This window comes from Streptomyces sp. NPDC007095, assembly GCF_040634475.1.
In the GTDB taxonomy this organism is placed as follows: Bacteria; Actinomycetota; Actinomycetes; order Streptomycetales; family Streptomycetaceae; genus Streptomyces.
In genome coordinates this window covers 9,547-29,967 of the sequence record NZ_JBEYFS010000047.1, presented here as the reverse complement: position 1 = coordinate 29,967, position 20,421 = coordinate 9,547, and the positions used below count along the sequence as shown (strand labels likewise).

The 20,421-nt window shown below is 71.4% G+C and carries 15 protein-coding genes and 1 pseudogene; 4 read left to right on the top strand and 12 right to left on the bottom strand.

What is annotated here, in order from left to right:
* Window positions 1-59: 59 nt before the first annotated feature.
* From ABZ656_RS18075 to ABZ656_RS18065, 3 genes are all read right to left on the bottom strand, one after another.
* Window positions 60-425 carry a hypothetical protein gene (locus tag ABZ656_RS18075; RefSeq protein WP_101407227.1) on the bottom strand — a complete coding sequence of 122 codons (366 nt, stop codon included), beginning with the start codon at window positions 423-425 and terminating at the stop codon, window positions 60-62.
* A 60-nt stretch (window positions 426-485) separates the two neighbouring features.
* Window positions 486-1,490 carry a LuxR family transcriptional regulator gene (locus ABZ656_RS18070; protein WP_101407228.1) on the bottom strand — a complete coding sequence of 335 codons (1,005 nt, stop codon included), beginning with the start codon at window positions 1,488-1,490 and terminating at the stop codon, window positions 486-488.
* 126 nt (window positions 1,491-1,616) lie between these two features.
* Window positions 1,617-5,438: a S8 family peptidase gene (locus ABZ656_RS18065; protein ID WP_360269051.1), complete on the bottom strand. Its 3,822-nt coding sequence runs from the start codon at window positions 5,436-5,438 to the stop codon at window positions 1,617-1,619.
* Between the two features lie 256 nt (window positions 5,439-5,694).
* On the opposite strand from ABZ656_RS18065, the gene ABZ656_RS18060 reads away from it, so the two are divergent.
* Window positions 5,695-6,714, top strand: a complete 1,020-nt coding sequence (locus ABZ656_RS18060) for an LLM class flavin-dependent oxidoreductase (RefSeq protein ID WP_101407230.1) — start codon at window positions 5,695-5,697, stop codon at window positions 6,712-6,714.
* 16 nt (window positions 6,715-6,730) lie between these two features.
* On the opposite strand, the gene ABZ656_RS18055 is transcribed toward ABZ656_RS18060, so the two are convergent.
* The 8 genes from ABZ656_RS18055 to ABZ656_RS18020 form a co-directional block, all read right to left on the bottom strand.
* A complete protein-coding gene (locus tag ABZ656_RS18055; RefSeq protein ID WP_101407231.1) occupies window positions 6,731-7,228 on the bottom strand; it encodes a hypothetical protein in 498 nt (165 codons plus the stop codon).
* A 190-nt stretch (window positions 7,229-7,418) separates the two neighbouring features.
* Entirely contained in the window at window positions 7,419-10,310 is a 2,892-nt protein-coding gene (locus tag ABZ656_RS18050) for an AAA family ATPase (protein ID WP_360269047.1), read from the bottom strand.
* Window positions 10,311-10,462: 152 nt separating this feature from the next.
* Window positions 10,463-11,077 carry a CGNR zinc finger domain-containing protein gene (locus tag ABZ656_RS18045; protein ID WP_360269044.1) on the bottom strand — a complete coding sequence of 205 codons (615 nt, stop codon included), beginning with the start codon at window positions 11,075-11,077 and terminating at the stop codon, window positions 10,463-10,465.
* A gap of 256 nt (window positions 11,078-11,333) precedes the next feature.
* The gene (locus tag ABZ656_RS18040) at window positions 11,334-11,576 is read right to left on the bottom strand and encodes a DUF397 domain-containing protein (RefSeq protein WP_054232930.1); all 243 of its coding nucleotides are present in this window, start codon (window positions 11,574-11,576) and stop codon (window positions 11,334-11,336) included.
* 83 nt (window positions 11,577-11,659) lie between these two features.
* Entirely contained in the window at window positions 11,660-12,826 is a 1,167-nt protein-coding gene (locus ABZ656_RS18035) for a thiolase domain-containing protein (protein ID WP_360269040.1), read from the bottom strand.
* Window positions 12,823-13,878: a thiolase domain-containing protein gene (locus ABZ656_RS18030; RefSeq protein WP_360269037.1), complete on the bottom strand. Its 1,056-nt coding sequence runs from the start codon at window positions 13,876-13,878 to the stop codon at window positions 12,823-12,825. Before ABZ656_RS18030 ends, ABZ656_RS18035 begins: the two co-directional genes overlap by 4 nt.
* On the bottom strand, window positions 13,879-14,820 hold the full coding sequence (locus ABZ656_RS18025; RefSeq protein WP_360269034.1) for an OB-fold domain-containing protein: 942 nt from the start codon (window positions 14,818-14,820) through the stop codon (window positions 13,879-13,881).
* Between the two features lie 367 nt (window positions 14,821-15,187).
* Complete coding sequence (locus ABZ656_RS18020; RefSeq protein ID WP_101407237.1) at window positions 15,188-15,988, bottom strand: crotonase/enoyl-CoA hydratase family protein; 801 nt, start codon at window positions 15,986-15,988, stop codon at window positions 15,188-15,190.
* A gap of 187 nt (window positions 15,989-16,175) precedes the next feature.
* On the opposite strand from ABZ656_RS18020, the gene ABZ656_RS18015 reads away from it, so the two are divergent.
* Window positions 16,176-17,795, top strand: a complete 1,620-nt coding sequence (locus ABZ656_RS18015; protein WP_360269031.1) for an acyl-CoA synthetase — start codon at window positions 16,176-16,178, stop codon at window positions 17,793-17,795.
* A gap of 96 nt (window positions 17,796-17,891) precedes the next feature.
* On the opposite strand, the gene ABZ656_RS18010 is transcribed toward ABZ656_RS18015, so the two are convergent.
* Entirely contained in the window at window positions 17,892-19,436 is a 1,545-nt protein-coding gene (locus tag ABZ656_RS18010) for an acyl-CoA synthetase (protein WP_360269028.1), read from the bottom strand.
* A 184-nt stretch (window positions 19,437-19,620) separates the two neighbouring features.
* Between ABZ656_RS18010 and ABZ656_RS18005 the strand changes: the two are divergent.
* Together ABZ656_RS18005 and ABZ656_RS18000 are read left to right on the top strand one after the other, a co-directional pair.
* Window positions 19,621-20,085, top strand: a pseudogene (locus tag ABZ656_RS18005) (penicillin acylase family protein); the annotation flags it as partial.
* 34 nt (window positions 20,086-20,119) lie between these two features.
* The gene (locus ABZ656_RS18000; protein WP_360269092.1) at window positions 20,120-20,287 is read left to right on the top strand and encodes a penicillin acylase family protein; all 168 of its coding nucleotides are present in this window, start codon (window positions 20,120-20,122) and stop codon (window positions 20,285-20,287) included.
* The last annotated feature ends 134 nt before the right edge of the window (window positions 20,288-20,421 follow it).

Genomic DNA, 20,421 nt, shown 5'->3' with positions numbered 1-20,421 from the left:
CGGGGGCGAGGGGGCCGGGCCGCGGACAGCGCCCCGGCCTCCCGGCTCGCGTACGCTCGCTACTCCGACCAGTCGAGCTGGTGTTCCGGGACCCCGAAGGTCCAGCCCACCGCCCGGGCCTCGGCCCGTGCCGCGCGGTCGCCCCGCGCGTACCGCAGCACCCGCCCCGGGAACACCACGAACGTCTCGTCGGCGGACCGCAGATCGGCGTACCAACCCGGCTGGTCCAATGCCTCCGAGATCGCCTCGGCGACATCCGCCGCGCGCGCCGCCGCCACGCTGAACTCGATGACCGTCCAGACGTCCGGCTGCCCGGCCCCGACGTTCTGCGGACGGAACCGATAGATCTCCCGGGTTTCTATCCGCAGGTCCTTCAGGTGGGTACCGACCTTCAGGCTTTCCACGATGAGTGAACCGTCGGTCATGGGGACTCCTATCGGTGGCGGGCACGTACGGCCGGGAGACGGGCGCCGGGCCCGTCCGCGCTACACCCAGTCCCGGCGAGCGGCCTGCCAGGCCAGTTGCATACGGGTGGCCGCCCCGGCGAACGTCATCAGTTGCTGGATGTGACGTTGGACCGTACGCCTGCTCAGGCCCATTTGCGAGGCGATCGCCTTGTCCGTGACGCCCGCGACGAGCAGGGAGAGCAGCCGTCGGTCCGTGCTGGAGAGAGAGTCGGCGCCGGACGTCCCGTCGGTGCCGCTGACCGTTCCGGAGTCGTCGACGCGCAGAGGGACGGCGTCGTCCCAGTAGCGTTCGAAGAGCGCGATGAGCGCGGCGAGGAGACTGCTGTCGCGCACGAGGGCCGCGGTGGGTTCCTCGGGGCTGCCGTGCGGACCGCCGGGTACGAGGGGGCAGATGGCGATGGCGCGGTCTGACACGGCGAGCCGCAGGGGCAGATGGGGTACCGCGCGGGCGACTTCGCCGGCTCGTACGCCCTCGATAACGTTGTCCACGGCTCCCTCGTCGTCGAAGAACGCCTTCTCGTAGAGAGCTCGATAACGCACGCCACGGGCCAGGGCTTCGAACTCCGCTTGGTTGCTGCCCGAGGGCATGGCCACGTACTGGGCCTTGCAGAACCACAGCATCTCGTCGCGGGTGTCCGCCTGGATGCGGCGGAGGTGCTGGCGCAGCGCGTCCGCCCCGGTGATCACCTCGATGAGTTCACCGGCGTCGCGTCGGCGCATGGTGTCCCGGTAGGTGTCCAACAGGGCGGTGGCCGTGGAGCGAGCCTGGTCGAGGGCGTCGGCGTTGCGTTTGAGCCGGGGCATGAGGGCCACGTCGGGCGGTGTGGCCCGGTAGAGCCGCGGTGATCCGTCGGTGTGGCTGGCCAGTCCCTTGGCCGTGAGCGCCTCGAGGGTCTGTTCGGCCTCCACGGTGGTGACGTCCGATCGGATCGCGAAGTCACCCGCCGAGGCGTTGCTCATCGTCACCAGGATCCGGTAGGCGGACTCCTCGGCATCGGTGACCCCGGCGGCTTCCAGTGTCACGGTGTTCTCCTCGGTTCCACCCCGTCCATTGGTTGAACACCGTACTGCATCTCTGTGGACGGGCGGCGGGTGCACGGCCACGTCGCTCTGCCGTGCACCCGCCGTCTGCGCTGTTCGCCCTCGCGACTACCCCCGTTGCAGGTAGGCGCGTTCCACTGTCTGTCGGACGCTGTTGCCGAGCCGGTCGCGCGCCGTGACACGCAGGGTCACATACGCGTCGCCGTGGCCGGAGGGCCGGGTGACGGCGGCGCGGAACGCGTTGTGCCCGCGGTCCTTCACGGCCGCACCGCTCCAATGCCTGCCGTCGTCGTAGGACACCTCCACCCGCAGGGACACTCCGCGCGGGGCGGGCTGCCCGTCCTGGGCGCGGACGGCCAGGCCGATGGTGTGTGTGCGCCCGGCTCCCACCGCGTTGTGCGCGTCGACCGGTACGTCGTAGTCGAGTTGCAGCAGGGACAGCGGTGTCGCCGTGGCCGTGGTCGCGGACCGGAAGCCCCAGGAGGTGTCGGTACGCGTCCCGAACGCCCACTCGTCGTCCACGCGCGAGGTCGTCAGGTCCAGCCGGTAGTCGGCCGCGCCCGGGGTCACCTCGAAATCGGTCCAGGCGCTGTCGGCGTCGGCGACCTTCACCCCGTCGCGGTAGAGCGCCGCGGCGGCCGTGTCACCGCCCGGCGCGTCGGCGGCCGTGGCGAATCCGCCCACCCCGCCGCCGCCACCGGCGAGCAGCCGTGACCAGTGGCCCGCCGTGGAGTCGGTGAACTCCGGGATGCGCAGGGCCAGTACGTCTCCGGTCCGTACGGAGGGCGTCGCGGTGCCCTTGGGGATCGATGGGCGCACCACGGCCCCCTGCCAGCGCTCTGCCGGCTGCTGGCCCGCCCGGTAGGTGCGGGGCCTGTCTTTCATGCCCACGGCCAGCGGCATGTCGACGTCGAACGTGGTGGTGTGATGCACCAGGTGCTGCCAGGTCGTGTCGTTCGCGCTGACGTACTCGGTGCGGGCGAAGCCTGTCGGCACGTAGCGGGTGTACTGCAGCCAGGCGGTGTCCTGGTAGGGGCGCCAGGCGAACCGCTGCTCACTGGCCCAGGGTGCTCCTCCGTTGTCGGCGTAGGTGGTCCGCAGCACCGCGCTGTTGCGCTCGGACACCGTGTACACCACGTGCCGAGGTATCTGTTGGGAGGACGTCTGCATGACGTCGTAGAGGTACGGGCTCTTCGCCGTTCCGGTGAATCGGACGGTGGTGGCCGGGTGCTTCTTCAGCCGGTCGAGCAGGGCGGCGCCCGCCGCCTTGCCGATGCGGACGGTCGGCACGGCGTTGCGTTCGCCGTCCGGGCTCCAGCGCGTCCAGGCGATGTCGGCGAAGTGGGTCATCACCAGTCCGCGTACGCCCGCGGCGGCCGCCTGCCGGGCCAACTCCCTTTCGTTCGTGCCCTGTTCGTTGCGGACGATCGCGAGTTTGCCGCGGGCCCTGCTGAAGTCGGGCTTGTCGAACGTGCCCGCGTCCACGGCGGTCAAGGTGGCGCCGCCGGCGTCGAACAGTGGTGAACTCGGCATGTAGTACGGGTTGAGGGCGAGGCCACCGCCCGAGACTTTCGCCTCGATCAGCGGGGCGACCAGCTGCCAGCGCGAGGCGAACTCGAAGGTGCCGTCGGTGACGGCCGCGGTGGGGCTGACGTAGAGCCGCTTGGCGAGGTCGAAGTACATCGTGCCCTGGAGGAGGCTGTGTCCGTCGATCTGCCGGTAGGTCTGGTAGTCGAGGATGCCGCGCTGTTCGGCGGGCCGGGGTGTGCGGATGTCGACCCGGGTGGTCTTACGGGCGTCCAGGGTGACCGCCATGTCCTTGGTGACCTTCACCTCCGGCAGGACGACCTGGCGCAGTTCCTGTCCGTCGTCGGCCGTGTCCAGGCTGGAGTAGTCGAGTTGGTAGGTCCCTTCCTCGACTTCGGCGACGGCCGGCTCGGTGCTGACGTAGCCGACGAATCCGTCCGGGCCCCAGATGGTGGGCAGCGCCTGGACGCGCTTGCCGGTGTGGTCGTAGGTGGTGACGGTGAGCTTGTGGACGGGGCCGTGCACCACGATGCTGACCGTGGTGTGGACCTTGACCGCGCCGTCGCTCGTGGCGGCGGTGACATAGCCGTAGTAGTCGCCCCGGCCGGCCAGGGAGGGGTCGACCGTCAGTGGCACGTCCACTGTGGCGCCGGCGGCGATCCGCACCGTGTCGGAGCCGAGTCGCAGCGCACCGGCGGCGAGGTCCCGGCCGCCGCTGGTCGCCAGGTGCGCGGCGAGGGCGAGGGTGACTTCCTTGTCCGAGGTGTTGGTGTAGCGGACGGTGGCCGTGCGCGGGGCGCTGTTGTCGCCGCCGGTCCCGTAGGGCCCGAGGGCCACGCTCCCGGTGGCGGTGACCGGTCCGAGAGCCGCCGCGGCCACGTCGATGCGGCCGCCGCCCTCCTCGGTCACCTGCTGTCCCTCGACGGTGTGCGCCGTGCTGATGAGCGCGTCCTTGAGCTGCTGTCCGCTCCAGGTGGGATGCGCCTGGGCGAGCAGCGCGGCGGCGCCCGTCACATGCGGGGTGGCCATCGACGTACCGGAGGCCGCCACGTAGTACTGGTCCACCGGGTCGCCCATGGTGGTGCCCGCAGCGCGTGCCGCCACGATGCCCACGCCCGGCGCGGTGACGTCGGGCTTGACCACGCGGTCACCGTGGCGCGGACCGCGGCTGGAGAACGCGGCGAGTGAGTCGTCCCGGTCCACCGCGCCCACGGTCAGTGCGGCGTCCGCGGCGCCGGGCGATCCGATGGTTTCCTGGCCCTGCTCTCCGCTGTTGCCGGCCGCCACCACGAACAGGGCGCCGCTGGAGCTGCTGAGTTCGTCGACGGCGAGGCTCATGGGGTCGGTGCCGTCGCTCACCTCGTCCGAGCCCAGGCTCATGTTGACGACCTTGGCGCCCTCGGAGGCGGCCCACTCCATGCCGTCGATGACCTGCGACTCGGTTCCGTAGCCGTCGTCCCCCAGGACCTTGCCGATCAGCAGGTCGGCGCCCGGGGCCACCCCCTTGCGGAGGCCACCGGACGCGGCGCCGGTCCCGCCGACCGTGGAGGCGACGTGGGTGCCGTGGCCGAAGACGTCACCGGTGCCGGAGCTGCCGGAGAAGTCCTTCGCCTCGCTGATGCGTCCGGCCAGGTCCGGGTGGGTCTGGTCGACACCGGTGTCGAGGACCGCCACCTTGACGGACCTGCCGTCGTACCCGGCCTTCCAGACCGCCGGGGCGTTGATCTGTGCGGTGCTGCGGTCGAGGGCGGCGTCCACCCGGCCGTCCAGCCAGATCCTGGGCGTGGCGGCCACACGCGTGGCGCTCACCGTGTCCGGGGCGGGCGCGAGTTGTTTCCAGAACCGGCCCAGGTCGTCGTCGGAGATCCGGACCGCCTGTGCGTCGATGCTGTCCAGGCCCCGGGCGGGCGCGTCGCCCTCGGTCAGTGTGGTGAGCCTGCGTACCGCGGAGGCCGGGACGCCGTCCGGTCGACCGATGATCAGGGGGAGGGTGTCGGTGTGCGCCGCGTCGTACTTCTGCTTGATGAGCGCGCTGACGTTGAACAGCTGCCGGTCCAGGCGCCCGGCGGAGACCAGTTCCTGGGCGTCGGAGGGCATGACCGTGAGGTCGCCGTCCTGTTCCACGGTCCGGAACAGGACGCCGCTTCTGCCACTGCCGGGCTCGACGGCGGCGATCCGCTTGCCGTCGGTGTCCGTTGTGACGGTGACACGGTCGCCCGTGATCAGCCGTACGGTGGCGCCGGCGCCGGGCGAGGTTCCCGCCGAGGCAGCCGTAGCCGCTGTTGCCGTCGTGGTCGTCCCGGCCGTACCGGGCACACCAGCGGCACCGGCCGCCGATGGCACGCCGCCGGCGGTCAGCGCCAGGCCGGCCGATATCACCGCCGCGAGGCGGATCCGTCTCATCTGGTCAGCACCTTTCCATGCATGGTTGTGCGCGCGAGGAGATCTTCATGTGGGTGCTGCACAGAATCCGCCGCCGCCGGACGTGATGTCACCGCTTCCCGATGGCGCGGATGGGACATGTCGCAACCGCGCCACCCCGCGGACTCCGCGCACATGGGGCGGGAGCGCGGAAACCGCCTGCCACCATGGGCATAGTCGGCATGGCGCTGACGTTCGACTGTTCAACAGAGATCATCGCGAACGTTGGAGGAGCCCCGTGCCACTGCCCTCACACCCCTTGCGGAAGCTGGGCTTCCTGACCATCGGGTTGTTCGACGAGGCCGACCCACGGCGGGGTCACGAGTCGACCCTGGAGATCATCGAGCTCGGTGAGCGGCTGGGATTCGACAGCGCGTGGGTGCGACACCGCCATCTGCAGTACGGGATCTCCTCCCCCGTCGCGGTCCTGGCCGCCGCCTCGCAGCGCACCAGGCGGATCGAGCTGGGGACGGCGGTCATCCCGGCGGGGTGGGAGAACCCGCTGCGGCTGGCCGAGGACCTTGCCACGGTCGACATCCTGTCCGGGGGCCGTCTCAACCCGGGCGTCAGCGTCGGCCCGCCGATGCACTACGACCAGGTCAAGCAGGCCCTCTACCCCGATACCGGCGACGCCGAGGATTTCAGTTACGCCCGCGTGGAACGGCTGCTGGATTTCGTGCGCGGCAAGCCGGCGACCGACTTCAGCGGGATCGAGGGCTTCGAGGTGTTCTCCGACCGCGTCCAGCCGCACGCCGCGGGCCTCGGCCGGCGCATGTGGTACGGCGGTGGCAGCCTGCGCTCCGCGCAGTGGGCGGGCGAGCACGGGATGAACCTGCTGACCAGCAGTGTCGTCAAGGCGGAGGAGTCCGAGGACTTCGCCGAGATCCAGCGGTCGCACATCCGGACCTTCCGCGCCCACCACCCCGACGGCGACCGTGCCCGGGTCTCCCAGGGCCTCGTCGTCATCCCCACCGACAGCGCCTCACCCGAGCAACGCGAGAAGTACGAGGAGTACGCCCTGAAGCGCACTCCTCGTACCGCGACTCCGCAGGGTCCGGCCCGGATGATGTTCGCGCCCGATCTCGTCGGCACCTCCGAGGAGATCGCCGAACGGCTGTACGCCCACGCCGCGTTCCGGGAGGTCGACGAGGTCGCGTTCGCGCTGCCGTTCACCTTCGGGCACGAGGACTACGTGCAGATCCTCACCGACATCGCCACCCGGCTCGGTCCTGCACTCGGGTGGCAGCCGGCCGCCTGAGCGCGGCGCCGGGGCCTCAGCCCTGCTGGAACAGCTCCGGGGGCAGGGGCTTGAGCAGGGCGTACAGGTCGTCGGTGATGGGACGGTCCCAGGCGGCGATGGTCACCAGGACGTTGTCGTCGCGGTCGAACTGCACGCAGGAGATGCGGGTCTCGGAGAGCTTGAGACGGCGCACGATGAGGAGACCGTCACCTTGCATCACCGGGATGTCCTCGGTCCCGGTGACGGTGACCTCCTCGTCGTTCTCCAGCGCCAGCAGCAGCTGGGCCACCTCGAAGGGGATCTCGTCCCCGGCGACCTCACGGGCCGGGGAGCCCTCGGGCAGATTGCCGATGATCATCGCGGGGCCGCGGCCGCCGAACAGGTCGTAGCGCAGGAAGACACCCTGGCAACTGCCGTCGGGGGCGGGCAGCAGGCCCGCGCCGAGATTGCCCGGCCAGTCACCCGGATCCATGGCCAGAACGTCGAAGTCGGGCCCGGCGGGCGTGGCGCTGCGGCGGCGGAGGAAGGACATGCCGCAATGGTACGTGCCCGGACGTGAACCGGGCCTTGGGGGCGTCCCGCGTGCGCGGCTTCCGGACCGCTCGTACTTGGCTTCCGGACCGGTTGTACGTGGTTGCCGGACCGGTTGTACGTGGTTGCCGGACCGGCCCGCAATGGTTTCCGGACCGGTCGCGCGTGGTTTCCGGACCGGTCGCGCGTGGCTACCGGACCGTTTGCTGGCCCAGTGCCGCCGCGAGTCCCGTACGGTCCGTGCCCACCTTCCGGTAGACCGCCGAGAGCAGGCGGACGACGGCCGGTTCGTCGGTCCCCAGCTCCTCGGCGACCTCGGTCGTGGTGCGGCCCCGGGCGGTGAGCGCGGCGGCCGTGCGCTCACGTGCGGTGAGGGTGTCCGTCTCGGTGCTGTGCAGGCGGCGCGGGCGCAGTCCGGCGGCGGCAAGCTCGGCGCGGGCCTCGTCGCCGAGGCCGTCGGCGCCGCACTGCATGGCCGCGTCCAGTCCTCGGTAGAGGTGTTCTGCGGCCTCCTTGGGAGAGCCCGAGCGGCGCAGTTCGGTGCCCAGGGCGACCAGCGCGCAGGCCAGTTCGTAGGCGGCCGGGGAGCGCTCCAGATGGCTGACGGACTCTTCGAGGAGCTTGACGCGGGTCGAGCCGGAGGAGACGTCGGCGGCGGCCCGCAGCGCCTGTCCGACGGCCGAGGGGGCTCCGAACTGGCGGGCGCGGTGCACCGCTTCGAGTGCCGTGGCGACGGCGCGTTCCGGCGCGTCGTGGCTTTCGGCGCGGGCGAGGTGGAGCTGCCAGGGGCACCAGGAGGGGTTGCGGATGCCGCGTGGGTCCAGGCGGCGCCCGGCCGCTTCGAGCTCGGCGGCGGCTTCCTTGGTGAGGCCGCGGGCGAGCAGCAGTTCGCCGTGCACGGTCTGGACGTCGGGGAAGGTGACGGCGGCCGGGAAGGGCGCGCCGAACGCGTGGTCCTCGCCGATCTGGGCGGCCTCGGTGACGCGGCCGCGGGCGAGCAGGATCTCGATGATGACGCCCACGGCGTACCAGTGGACGGGGGTGCCGGCGCCCACGCGTTCGGCGAGCCTGAGGCCCGCGCGGGCGAAGTCCTCGGCCTCGGCGAGTCGGCCGCGGCGGTAGCGGACGTAGGCGAGAAGGGTGTAGCCGAAGGAGAGGTGGGCGCCGTGCCAGCCCTGGGACTCGAAGTCGGCGATCCCGGCGGCGAACAGTTCCTCGGTGCGGCCCGGGCGGTCGGCGTACATGAAGGTGAGGGCGACCAGGACGGGCACCTCGAAGCCGCGGTCGGCCTCGGCCCAGCGGATCCCTCCGGCGAGGGCGCGTTCGGCGTGGTGAAGCGCGACGTGGGCCGGCTCGCCGCGCAGGGTTGCGTCCCAGGCGCGCAGGCCGATGACATAGCGCTCGGTGAGGTCGCGGCCGGTGAGCCGGTCGGCGAGGCGGGTCAGGCGGCGGGAGCGGGCCGGGGAGTCGGGTTCGTCGGCGCGGAAGGCGTCCCACATGAACTGTTCGGACTGCATGCGCAGCCGGACCCGGGCGTCGCCGGTCACGCGGATCTCACGGGCGAGCGTCTCGGAGGCCTCGGCGAGCCGGTCGCTGTGGGCGAGGACCTGGGAGAGCCGGTAGACGATGTTGTGGCGCAGCTCCGGGTCGGTGATGGGTTCTTCCAGGGCGGCCCGGAGGTGGTTGACGGTGGTCGCCGGTTCGGTGAGCAGGGAGGCGCAGCCCAGTTCGTGGAGGACCGCGGCCCGCTCCTTGAGGGGCGGCGGTTCACGCAGGGCCCGGGCGAGGTAGCGGCGGGCGGCGTCGGGGGCTCCGGCGCGCTGGGTCTCGCGGGCGGCGGCGCGCAGTTGCTGGACGACCCAGTTGTCGCCCTCGGGGTGGGTCTCCATGAGGTGGCGGGCGGCGGCGGAGGGGCCGAGCCCTTCGTCGATGACGCACCAGGCGGCCTGGCCGTGCAGGGCCACGCGGACGCCGCTGGGGATGGCGCGGTAGACGGCGGTGGCGATGAGGGGGTGGACGAACTCCAGGGTGTCGGCGCCGGCGAGGATTCGGGCGCCGCGCAGGGCGTCCGCGGCGTCGGCGGCCTCCTCGGAGCCGAGTCCGGCGACGGCGGCGGCCAGGGTCGGCGGGATCTCGGTGCCGAGGACGGCGCAGGCCCAGGCGAAGCGGACGGTGGAGGTGCCCAGGCGTTCGAGGCGGGCGATCAGGCCGCTGCCCTTGACGGCGGCGGCGAGGTCGCGCAGCAGGTGCGCCCCTTCCTCGGTCGGGACCAGTCCGCGGTCGCGGACCTTCGCGGTCAGCTCCACCGCCTCGAAGGGGTTGCCCGCGGTGACCGCCCAGCATTCGCGGCAGAACACGTCGTCCGCCCCGGTGCCGAGGTCCTCGCGGACGAGTCCGGCGACGGCGGCGGCGCTGAGCGGTTCGAGGTCGAGAGGGCGCTGGCCCGCGCGTCCGGGAAGGCCCCTGAACGCCTCGGCGTGGTCGGGGAGTTCGTCGGGCCGGTAGGCGACGGTCAGCAGCAGCGGCAGTTCCTCCGCGCGTGGTGCGAAGGCGGCGAGCCAGCTCAGTGACTCGGGGTCGGCCCAGTGCGCGTCGTCGAGAACGAGCACCATCGGGGCGCGCTGCACTGCGAGGTGGGTGAGCACCCAGTCGAGGCCGTCGCGCAGGCCCTGCTGATCGGGCGCGGCGCCCTCGGACGGGGCGCACAGGCCGAGCGCGGGACCGACGATCGCGTACCAACTCCCCAGCTGGGCGCGGATTTCCGCCTCCGGGGACCCGGCGAACTGCGGTTGCAGGAGCTGGCGGGCGACGTGGAAGGCGACGCCCTGTTCCTGGTCGCCGCCGCGCGCGGACAGGACGGTGCAACCCCGGGCGGCGGCGCGGCGGCGCACCTCGGCAAGGAGGGTGGTCTTGCCGATTCCGGCACGTCCGGCGAAGGCGAGAAGCGCGCCGCGGGGCCGCTCGGGTGCTTCGGTTCCGTCCTCGCGCAGACCGGTGAGCTCGTTCAACGCCTCCTCGGCGGCGGCGAGTTCACCCTCCCGTTCGAAAAGTGTCCTTCTGTTGCGTACACCGCGCTGTCCCATGATCCCACCCCCTGGCCACGGTGGTGTGGTCCGCGCGGGGAGCGGATGCGTACCGTGACCTCCAGGGACCTCAGCGTACGCTCGTAGCGCCTCGTGGGGAGCCCTTCCGCCGCTACCGGCGCGGGCTTCGGCCGACCGACCGGTTTCTTCGGTCAGTCCCCCACGGCCTGCGCGGATTTCCTGTGCCGTTCGTGATGGCGGGCGACGCGGGCGCGGTTCCCGCACGAGGGTCTGCACCACTCCTGCCGCGGATGCTCCTTGATGAAGTAGCGCACGCAGCGCGGCGCGTGGCAGGCGTGCAGCCGCGACCGGTCCGGGCTCGCGAGGAAGGCGAGGGCGGCGCGGGCGAGCAGTGCCGGGAGGGGAACTGCGCCGCTCGAGGGCTGCTGGCGCACGACGGGTTCGGCGCCGTCGTCCCAGGTGAGGACGGGGACGGTCGGTGCGAGGGCGGCGGCGGTGTTGAGACGCAGTACCGCCTGCGGTACGGGCAGCAGCCGGGCGGCGTCGGCCGGGCTGGGGTCGCCGGGGCGCACGGCGCGGGCGAACAGGGCGCGGACCGCGGCGCGCAGGTCGCGTACGGCGGCGAGCGCGGCGGCGTCGGCGATGAAGGTGTCGGCTCCGGGCAGCAGGTCGGCGTGTCCTCGCACCCAGGCGGTGAGTCCGCCGGGTTCCGTGAGGTCGTCTGCCACTCCGCCCTGTCCGTCGTGCCGGATGGTCAGGGCGAGGTCCAGGGCAAGCCGGGTGTCCACGTCGTTCGATTCCGCCATGGCGTTAATGATAGGCAGGCGTGCACCCATTAGCCGTACGGGGCGACCGCCCCGTGCAGTCGCCCGGGTCCGCCGTGCCGTTCAGTCGCCCGGCGCCATCGCGCCGTTCACGGGTCACCCGCCCCCAAAGAGAAGCCTCGTCCTGGGACCGGACCCCGGATGGGGCACCGGCCCCGGGACGGGACCCACGTCGCGTATCCCCTCCTTGCACGGGGCGTCGGCTCGAAGCCCCGACGTCAGGTCGGGTCGGGTCGGCTCAGGTCAGGTCGAACTCTCCCTCGCGGGCGCCCGACACGAACGCGCCCCACTCGGCCGGTGTGAAGATCAAGGAAGGGCTCGCGGGACGGCCACTGTTGCGCATCGCGATGAAGCCCTCGACAAAAGCGATCTGGACGTCTCCCCGCCCTCGGCTGCTGGACTGCCATTCGGCGTTGCTGAGGTCCAGCTCAGGCTTGTCCCACCCCGCCAGCGGGTGCTGCTCGATGGTGCTCTCGGCCACGTCCGTGCTCCTCCCGGTTCGTCGTCCGCCGCCAGCCTAGCGATCGGTTCCGGCGGCGGACAGGCCACGTGAGGGGGACGCTGTCAGGAGGTGGGCGGCTCGGCCCCGACCAGCCACATCGAGAAGAACTGGGATCCCCCTCCATAGGCGTGCCCCAGCACCCTGCTAGCCCCGTCCACCTGGTGTTCTCCCGCCTGACCGCGCACCTGAAGTGCCGCTTCCGCGAAGCGGATCATGCCGGAGGCGCCGATCGGATTGGTGGAGAGGACACCGCCCGACATGTTGACGGGCAGGTCCCCGTCAAGCTCGGTCACACCGGATTCGGTGAGCTTCCAGCCCTCGCCCTCCTCGGCGAAACCGAGGTTCTCCAGCCACATGGGCTCGTACCAGGAGAAGGGCACGTACATCTCCACGGCGTCGATGTCACGGCGCGGGTCCGCGATGCCCGCCTGCCGGTACACGTCGGCCGCGCAGTCCTTGCCCGCCTGCGGCGACACGCAGTCCTTGCCCGCGAACAGGGTCGGCTCACTGCGCATCGCACCGCCGTGCAGCCACGCGGGCGGCCTCGGCGAGCGGGCCGCCCCCGCCCGGTCGGTGAGGATCATCGCGCAGGCGCCGTCCGAGGACGGGCAGGTCTCCGAGTAGCGGATCGGGTCCCACAGCATGGGCGAGGCCTGCACCTTCTCCAGCGTGATGTCGTGCTCGTGGAGATGGGCGTACGGGTTCTTCAACGCGTTGCGGCGGTCCTTGTACGCGACCAGCGAGCCGACGGTGTCGGGCGCGCCGGTGCGCCGCATGTACGCCCGTACGTGCGGCGCGAAGAAGCCGCCCGCGCCGGCCAGCAGCGGCTGCTGGAAGGGGATCGGCAGGGAAAGGCCCCACATGGCGTTCGACTCGGACTGCTTCTCGTAGGCCAGGGTCAGGACGGTGCCGTGGACGCGGCCCGCGATCAGGTTCGTCGCGACCAGGGCCGTGGATCCGCCGACGGAACCCGCCGTGTGCACCCGCAGCATGGGCTTGCCGACCGCGCCGAGCGCGTCGGCGAGGTACAGCTCCGGCATCATGACGCCCTCGAAGAAGTCGGGCGCCTTGCCGATGACCACGGCGTCGATGTCGGCCCACGTCAACGCGGCGTCGGCGAGCGCCCGCCCGGCGGCCTCGCGGACGAGTCCCGCGATGGACACGTCCCGTCGGGCCGCCACGTGCTTGGTCTGGCCTATGCCTACGACGGCCACGGGCTCCTTGCTCATCGGGGATCCCCTTCGAGTACGGCGACCAGGTTCTGCTGGAGGCAGGGCCCGGAGGTGGCGTGGGCGAGCGCCCGGTCGGACTCGCCCCGGTGGACGCGGGCGGCGGCCTCACCGATGCGGATGAGCCCGGCGGCCATGATCGGGTTGGCGGCGAGCGCTCCGCCGGACGGATTGACGCGCACCTCCTCGCCCAGCCGAAGCGCCTTGCGCAGGACCACCTCCTGGGAGGTGAAGGGCGCGTGCAACTCGGCTGTGTCGACGGGCCGTTCGAAGGCTCCGGCCCGCTCGGCGGCGAGGCGGGTCGACGGCGAGTCAGTCAGGTCGCGCACCCCGAGGCCGTGCGCCTCGATGCGGTGGTCGATGCCCCGGATCCAGGCGGGCCGCTCGCACAGCTCTCGGGCCCGCTCCCCCGCCGCGAGGATCACGGCGGCGGCACCGTCGCCGACGGGCGGGCAGTCGCCGACGCGCAGGGGCCGTACGAGGTACTCACCCTGGTCCACCGAACCCCGAAGCTGCGCATGGGAGTTGGTGACGGCCGAAGCGCGGCTGCGGGACGCCACCCCCGCGAGCGCGGGCTCGCCGGTCTCGCCAGCGTCGATGAGCGCCTGCGCCTGAAGGGCCGCGAGGGCTACGGAGTCGGGCCACAGGGGCGCGACGTAGTACGGGTCGAGCTGCCGGGTCAGAACGTCCCGTACGGATCCGGGTGACGACTTCCCGTACCCGTACACCAGCGCGGTGTCGGCGTCCCCGGTGAGCAGTTTCGTCCACGCCTCGTACAGCGCCCAGGCCCCGTCCATCTCCACGTGCGACTCGGAGATCGGCGGCCAGGCGCCCACCCCGTCGAGGGCCATGGTGAAGGAGAAGGCGCGGCCCGCGAGGTAGTCGGTCGAACCGGAGCAGGTGAAACCGATGTCGCTGGTCTTCAGCCCGGTCTGGTCGAGGACGGCGTGCAGGACCGGGATGAGCATCTCCACCTCGGAGAGCTCGTCGGTGGTGCGCAGATGGTCGCTCTGCGCGAAGGCGACGACGGCGATGTCCCTGATGGGCGGCATCTACAACAGCTCCTTGTACGTGTCGTACTCGGCGTCCGGTTCGCCGGTGGGCCGGTAGTGGTCGGGATGGCGGCCGCCCTCCGTCCACACCGGCTCCACCCGCAGCCCCATGCGCACCTGGTCGTAGGGGATGCCGCCGATCCGGCCGTGCAACGCGAGGTCGGCGCCGTCGAGGGCGATGTGCGCGTAGACGTACGGCACTTCGATGTCGAGGTTCCTGGCCTTGATGTTGACGATGCAGTACGTGGTCACGGTGCCGCGCGGGCCCACCTCCACCTGCTCCGACGTCACGACACCGCAGGTGGGGCAGGCGCCCCTCGGCGGGACGTACACCTTGTGGCAGGACGGGCAGCGCTCGCCCACGGTGCGCCGCGAGGAGAGGCCGGCGATGTAGGCGGACTGGGCGCGGCCGGGCGAGTAGACGTAGTCGAGGCGCGCGGGGGCGACGATGCCGGTGACCATGTCCTCGAACCGCCCGTCGTGACCCGCGATCTCCGGGCGGTCTCCGTCGTACGGCTCGAAACAGGCGATGTCGGTGATGGCGCCGGCGCGCTGCGCCGCCCAGCGGACACGCACGCGCATACCGGTGCGTACGGCGTCGGGGTCCGGTGCGTCCAGGGCGTGCAGGAGGGCGGTGTCGGCGCCGTCGAGCCGGACCAGGACCCAGGCGAAGGGGGTGTCGAGGGGCTGGCCCCGACGGGGTTCGTGGTTCCAGGCCCAGGTGGTGACGGTCCCGGTGGGGGCGACCTCGACGAGCTCGCCCAGGTCCTCCGCGGTGACGGGGTCGTACTCGACGGGCGGGACGAGCGTCCGGCCGTCGGCGGTCTTCACACCGAGGACGACACGCTCACGCAGCCCGGTGAGAAACGCGCTCTGGACGGGGCCGAGCGAACGGGTGAAGGGGAACTCGACGACGAGGGGGGCTTTGAGGACTTCGGGCATCCCGGTTGTCTCCTTACGGGAGGGGGATCGTGCGCGTCACGACTCCGTCGGCGGGAGGGGACGATCGAGCACGTGGTGACTCCGTCGGGGGGGGAGAGGGAGGATCGAGCACGTGGAGACTCCGTCGGGCGGAAAGGGAGGATCGAGCACGTGGAGACTCCGTCGGGCGGAAAGGGAGGATCGAGCACGTGGAGACTCCGTCGGGCGGAGAGGGAGGATCGAGCACGTGGTGACTCCGTCGGGGGAAGGAGATGATCGAGCACGCCCCCCGAAGGCAGAACCACGGGCCCTCGGGTCTCCCCCTCCCGGCCGCAGAAGGCCACTGTCACGCCCGTCCCGGCCCCACTCACCGTCACGACCCCGTACGTCACGCGCGCCGATAGACGGGTGGGCGCTTCTCGGTGAAGGCTCGGGAGCCTTCCTTCGCGTCGGCGGTGTCGAAGATCGGCCAGCCGCGGGCCAGCTCGGCCGCGAGGCCCTCCGTCTCCGTCATCTCGGCGGTCTCGTACACGGACGCCTTGACCGCCTCGACGGCCAGCGGACCGCAGGCGTTGATCTGTTCGGCGATCTCGAGGGCCTTCTGCCGCGCCGTCCCGTCGGGCACGACGTGCCCGACCAGGCCGATCCCGGCGGCCTCCCGGGCCGAGTACGGACGCCCCGTGAGGAGCATCTCCAGGGCGTGCGTGCGTGGGATCTGGCGTTGCAGACGGACCGTGGAGCCGCCGATCGGGAACAGCCCGCGCTTGACCTCGAAGAGCCCGAAGGTCGCCGACTCGCCCGCGACCCGGATGTCGGTGCCCTGGAGGATCTCGGTACCCCCCGCGACACAGTGGCCCTCGACTGCGGCGATCACCGGTTTGCGGGGGCGATGGTGGCGCAGCATCGCCTTCCAGTGCAGATCGGGGTCGGCCTTCAGCCGGTCCCGGTACTGCTGGCCCTCCATGCCCCGCCCCGCCAGCGCCTTGAGGTCCATGCCGGCGCAGAAGGCGTCCCCCGCACCGGTGAGCACGATCGAGCGGACCGCGTCGTCCTCGTCGGCCTCGATCCAGCCGTCGTACAGACCGACGAGCATCGGCAGCGAGAGCGCGTTCTTGGCCTCGGGCCTGTTGAGCGTGAGCACCAGTGTGGCGCCTTCGCGCTGCACGGTGAGGTGTTCCGTACCACCCATTGCCGTCCTCCCGTCAGACAGGCTCTCTGGAACGAGAACAGGTTGCAGTAGGCGCGGGACCAGTACAAGAGTTTTCTGACAGACAGTCAGATTTCTTCTGCGCGAGCCCTTCCCACTTGTGGCGGGCTTTGCTCTGATGGCCGTCGAGCCGAGGGGCGGACCCGGACGCACGACGTCAGGAGGAGCGGTGGAGTACAACCTTGCCGACCTGTTCGAGTCGGTCGTCGACGTGGTTCCGGGCCGCGAGGCGCTCGTGTACATCGACCATCCGGGCACGGGCGCCGAGCGCCGTCTGACGTACGCGCAACTCGACTCGGCGGCGAATCGCATCGCCCATCACCTGATCGACAGCGGCATCCGCCCCGGCGAACACCTCGGACTGCACCTCTACAACGGCGTCGAGTACGTGCAGACCGTGCTGGGCTGCCTGAAGGCACGGATCGTGCCGGTCAACGTCAACTACCGCTACGTGGAAGAGGAGTTGGTCTACCTCTACCGGGACGCGGATCTGGTGGCGCTGGTCTTCGACACAGAGTTCACCGACCGGGTGGCGGCGGCACTGCCGCGGGCCTCGGCGCTGCGGCATCTCCTGCGAGTGGGGAGCGAGGCGACCGGCAGGGCCTCCTTGACCGCCGTGGACTTCGCCGAGGCCGAGGCCGCCGGATCCCCCGAACGGGGTTTCCCGCCGCGCTCGGCGGACGACCAGTTCATCATCTACACCGGCGGCACCACGGGCATGCCCAAGGGTGTGATGTGGCGTCAGGAGGACCTGTTCTTCTCCGGACTGGGCGGCGGGGCCCCGACGGGCGAGCCGGTCAAGAAGCCGGAGGAGCTCGCCGCGCGGGTGGCGGCCGGCGGTGAGGGCATCACCTTCTTCCCCACTCCCCCGCTGATGCACGGCACCTCGACACTGACGGCGTTCATCGGGTTCAACTTCGGCCAACGGGTGGTGATCCACCGCAAGTTCGTGCCCGAAGAGGTCCTGCGGACGGTGGAGAAGGAGAAAATCACCAGCATGTCGCTGGTCGGCGACGCGATGCTGCGCCCGCTGATCGACGCGCTGCGGGGGCCGATGAAGGGCACGGACTGCTCCTCGATGTTCAGCGTGTCCTCGTCCGGCGCGATCATGTCGGAGACGGTGCGTGAGCAGTTCCAGTCACTGGTCCCGAACGTGATGCTGCTCAACAACTACGGCTCCTCGGAGTCCGGCTTCAACGGCACCGCGACCGCGGACTCGGGGGCCGGCAAGGGTTTCCGGCTGCGGGTCAACTCCCGTACGCAGGTGGTGGATCCGGCCACGTACGAGCCGGTCGCCGTCGGCGAGCCCGGCCGGGTCGCACAGCGCGGCCATGTGCCCCTCGGCTACTACAACGACCCGAAGAAGACCGCCGAGACCTTCTTCCAGAAGGACGGCGAGCGGTGGGTGCTGCTCGGCGACATGGCGACGGTCGACGAGGAGGGCATCGTCACCGTCCTCGGCCGCGGCTCCCAGTGCATCAACACCGGTGGCGAGAAGGTCTATCCGGAGGAGGTCGAGCAGGCCCTGAAGTCCCATCCGGACGTGTACGACGCGCTGGTCGCCGGGGTGCCGGACGAGAAGTGGGGCAACCACGTGGCGGCGGTCGTCCAGCTCCGCGAGGGCGCGGGCAGGCCCTCGCTGGAGGACATCCAGACCCACTGCCGGGGCCACCTGGCGGGCTACAAGATCCCCCGCCAGCTCGTCATCACCGACACCATCCAGCGCTCGCCCAGCGGCAAGGCGGACTACCGGTGGGCGCGCTCGGTGGCGACGGAGACAGCCCGCTGACGCACGCGGTACAACCGCCGCCGCACGCCGAGCCCGTCACGGGGCGGCCGGTGACCGTCGAACGCGACGGTCGCCGGCCGTCATCGCCAGGGCGCTCTACCCCTGGACGGTTTCGGCCCGTGCGTCCGTGAAGCGGTCCCTCAGCTCGCGTTTGAGGATCTTTCCGCTGGCGTTGCGCGGCAGTTCGTCCACGAAGAGGACCTGCTTGGGCGCCTTGAAGGCGGCGAGCTTCTCGCGTGCGTGGGCGAGGAGTTCGGCCTCGGTGACCTCGGTGCGGGCGACGACGACCGCCGTGACCGCCTCGATCCACCGCTCGTCGGGGAGCCCGATCACGGCCACCTCGGCGACGGCGTCGTGGGTGTAGAGCGCGTCCTCGACCTGGCGTGAGGCGACCAGTACACCACCGGAGTTGATGACGTCCTTCACCCGGTCGACGACGGTGAAGTAGCCCTCCTCGTCGCGCACGGCAAGGTCCCCGGAGTGGAACCAGCCGTCACGGAAGGCCTCCGCGGTCTCCTCCGGCTTTTTCCAGTAGCCCTCGCACAACTGCGGTGAGCGGTAGACGATTTCGCCCCGTTCCCCGTCGGGCACGTCCTTGCCGGACCCGTCGACGACCCGCGCCTCGACGAACAGCACCGGCCGGCCGCAGGAGTCCATCCGCCCCTTGTGCTCGTGGGGTCCCAGGACCATGGCCAGCGGTCCGATCTCGCTCTGGCCGAAGCAGTTGTAGAACGCCAGCTTCGGCAGCCGCTCCCGCAGCCGTTCCAGAACCGGCACCGGCATGATCGACGCCCCGTAGTACGCCTTGCGCAGTCCGCTCAGGTCTCGGGTGGCGAAGTCGGGACGGTTGGACAGTCCGATCCAGACGGTGGGCGGCGCGAACAGGCTGTCCGCGTGTCCGGCCTCGACCAGGTCGAGGATCTGCCCGGCGTCGGGCGCGTCGAGGATGACGTTCACGGCGCCGACCGCGAGATAGGGCAGCAGGAACACATGCATCTGCGCCGAGTGGTAGAGCGGCAGCGAGTGCACCGGCAGATCGCCGGCCTGCAGATCGAGGGCGGTGATCGCGCTGAGGTACTCGTGCACCAGCGCACGGTGGGTCAGCATGGCACCCTTGGGCAGCGCGGTGGTGCCCGAGGTGTAGAGGAGCTGCGTCAGGTCCTCGCCGCGCGGCTCCGGACCGTCGTACGGCGTGGTCGTGTCGAGTCGCGCGAGCAGCGAGTCGTCGCTGTCTCGCAGGGCGAGAACGCGGGTTCCCACGGGGAGGTTCCCGGCCAGGTCCGGATCGGCCAGGACCAGCCCGCAGCCCGCCTGTCCGACGATGTACGCGAGGTCGTCACCGGTCAGGTTCTGGTTGACCGGCACGTGCACCAGCCCGCCACGCGCACACGCGAGGAAGCCGATCAGGTACGCGTCCGAGTTGTGGCCGTAGGCACCGACACGGTCGCCCGCTGCCAGTCCCGAGGCGCGCAGCACCTGAGCGGCACGGGAGACGGCCTCGTCGAGTTCGGCGTAGGTCCAGGACCGGTCGCGGTAGTGGACCGCGACGCGTTCAGGGGTCCGCCGGGCGCTGCGCCGCAGCACCCCGTCGACCGTGACGCTCCGTCCCGCCGCCACCGTGGGGTTCTGACCCGCCGTCATGACCTGCTCCTTCGTCCGGCTGCTCTGCCGCGATCCTCGTTCCGGCCCGCGAGCGGGGTCAAGCGTCCCGCGCCCTGGCGCGAAGAGGATCGACCCCGCCGTGGAACGTACTGACACCAGGTCACACGTCCGTGGCCGTTGTTACGCTCAACCGCCCCTTCCCTCAATGATGTCGGGAGGCGCGATGCGCATCCAGCCCAGACGGTTCGCCGTCCTGGCCGTCGCACCGCTCACCGCCTCGGCCGCGCTGCCCGCGACCGCCGCGAACGGCCGGGAGCGTCACCACTCTCCGTCCCACCCGTCCTCCGGCGGTCTGTCCGCCGTGATCCGCTACACCGAGTACGGCATTCCGCACATCCTTGCGAAGAACTACGCTGACCTCGGCTTCGGCACCGGCTGGGCGCAGGCCGCCGACCAGGTGTGCACCCTCGCCGACGGGTTCGTGACCGTACGCGGCGAACGCCCCCGCTTCTTCGGTCCCGACGCGGAGCCGGACGGTTCGCTGTCCTCGGCGGCCGAGAACCTCTCCAGCGACCTCTGCTTCCGTGGCGTGCGTGCGACGGGCACCGTGGAGAAGCTGCTCGCGGAGCCCGCGCCGCGGAGTCCGAGCCGCGGTTCCAAGGAGCTGATGCGAGGCCGGGCGGCCGGCGGCTAGACCGAGGTCACCACGGGGGTCCTCGTACATCCAGGCCGTCGGGCGGGACGGCGGCCGCTGCCCGGTCGCCCGTACGCTGCTGACCTACTCCCAGTCGTCGAACCCGAACTCGCCGCACTTCGGCGACCAGACACGGCTGTTCTCCGAGGGGAAGTGGGTCACCTCCCGGTTCTGCGAGAAGGACATCGCGTCCTGACCAGAGCTGCGGGCGATCCGCGTGGGCGAGCACCGCTGACGGCAGCGGGGTGGGGGCCGGCCCGCCGCGGGGGGGGGCCCCCCCCGGCCCCCCCCCCCCCCAGGGCCACCCCCCCCGCCCGCCCCCCCCCCCGG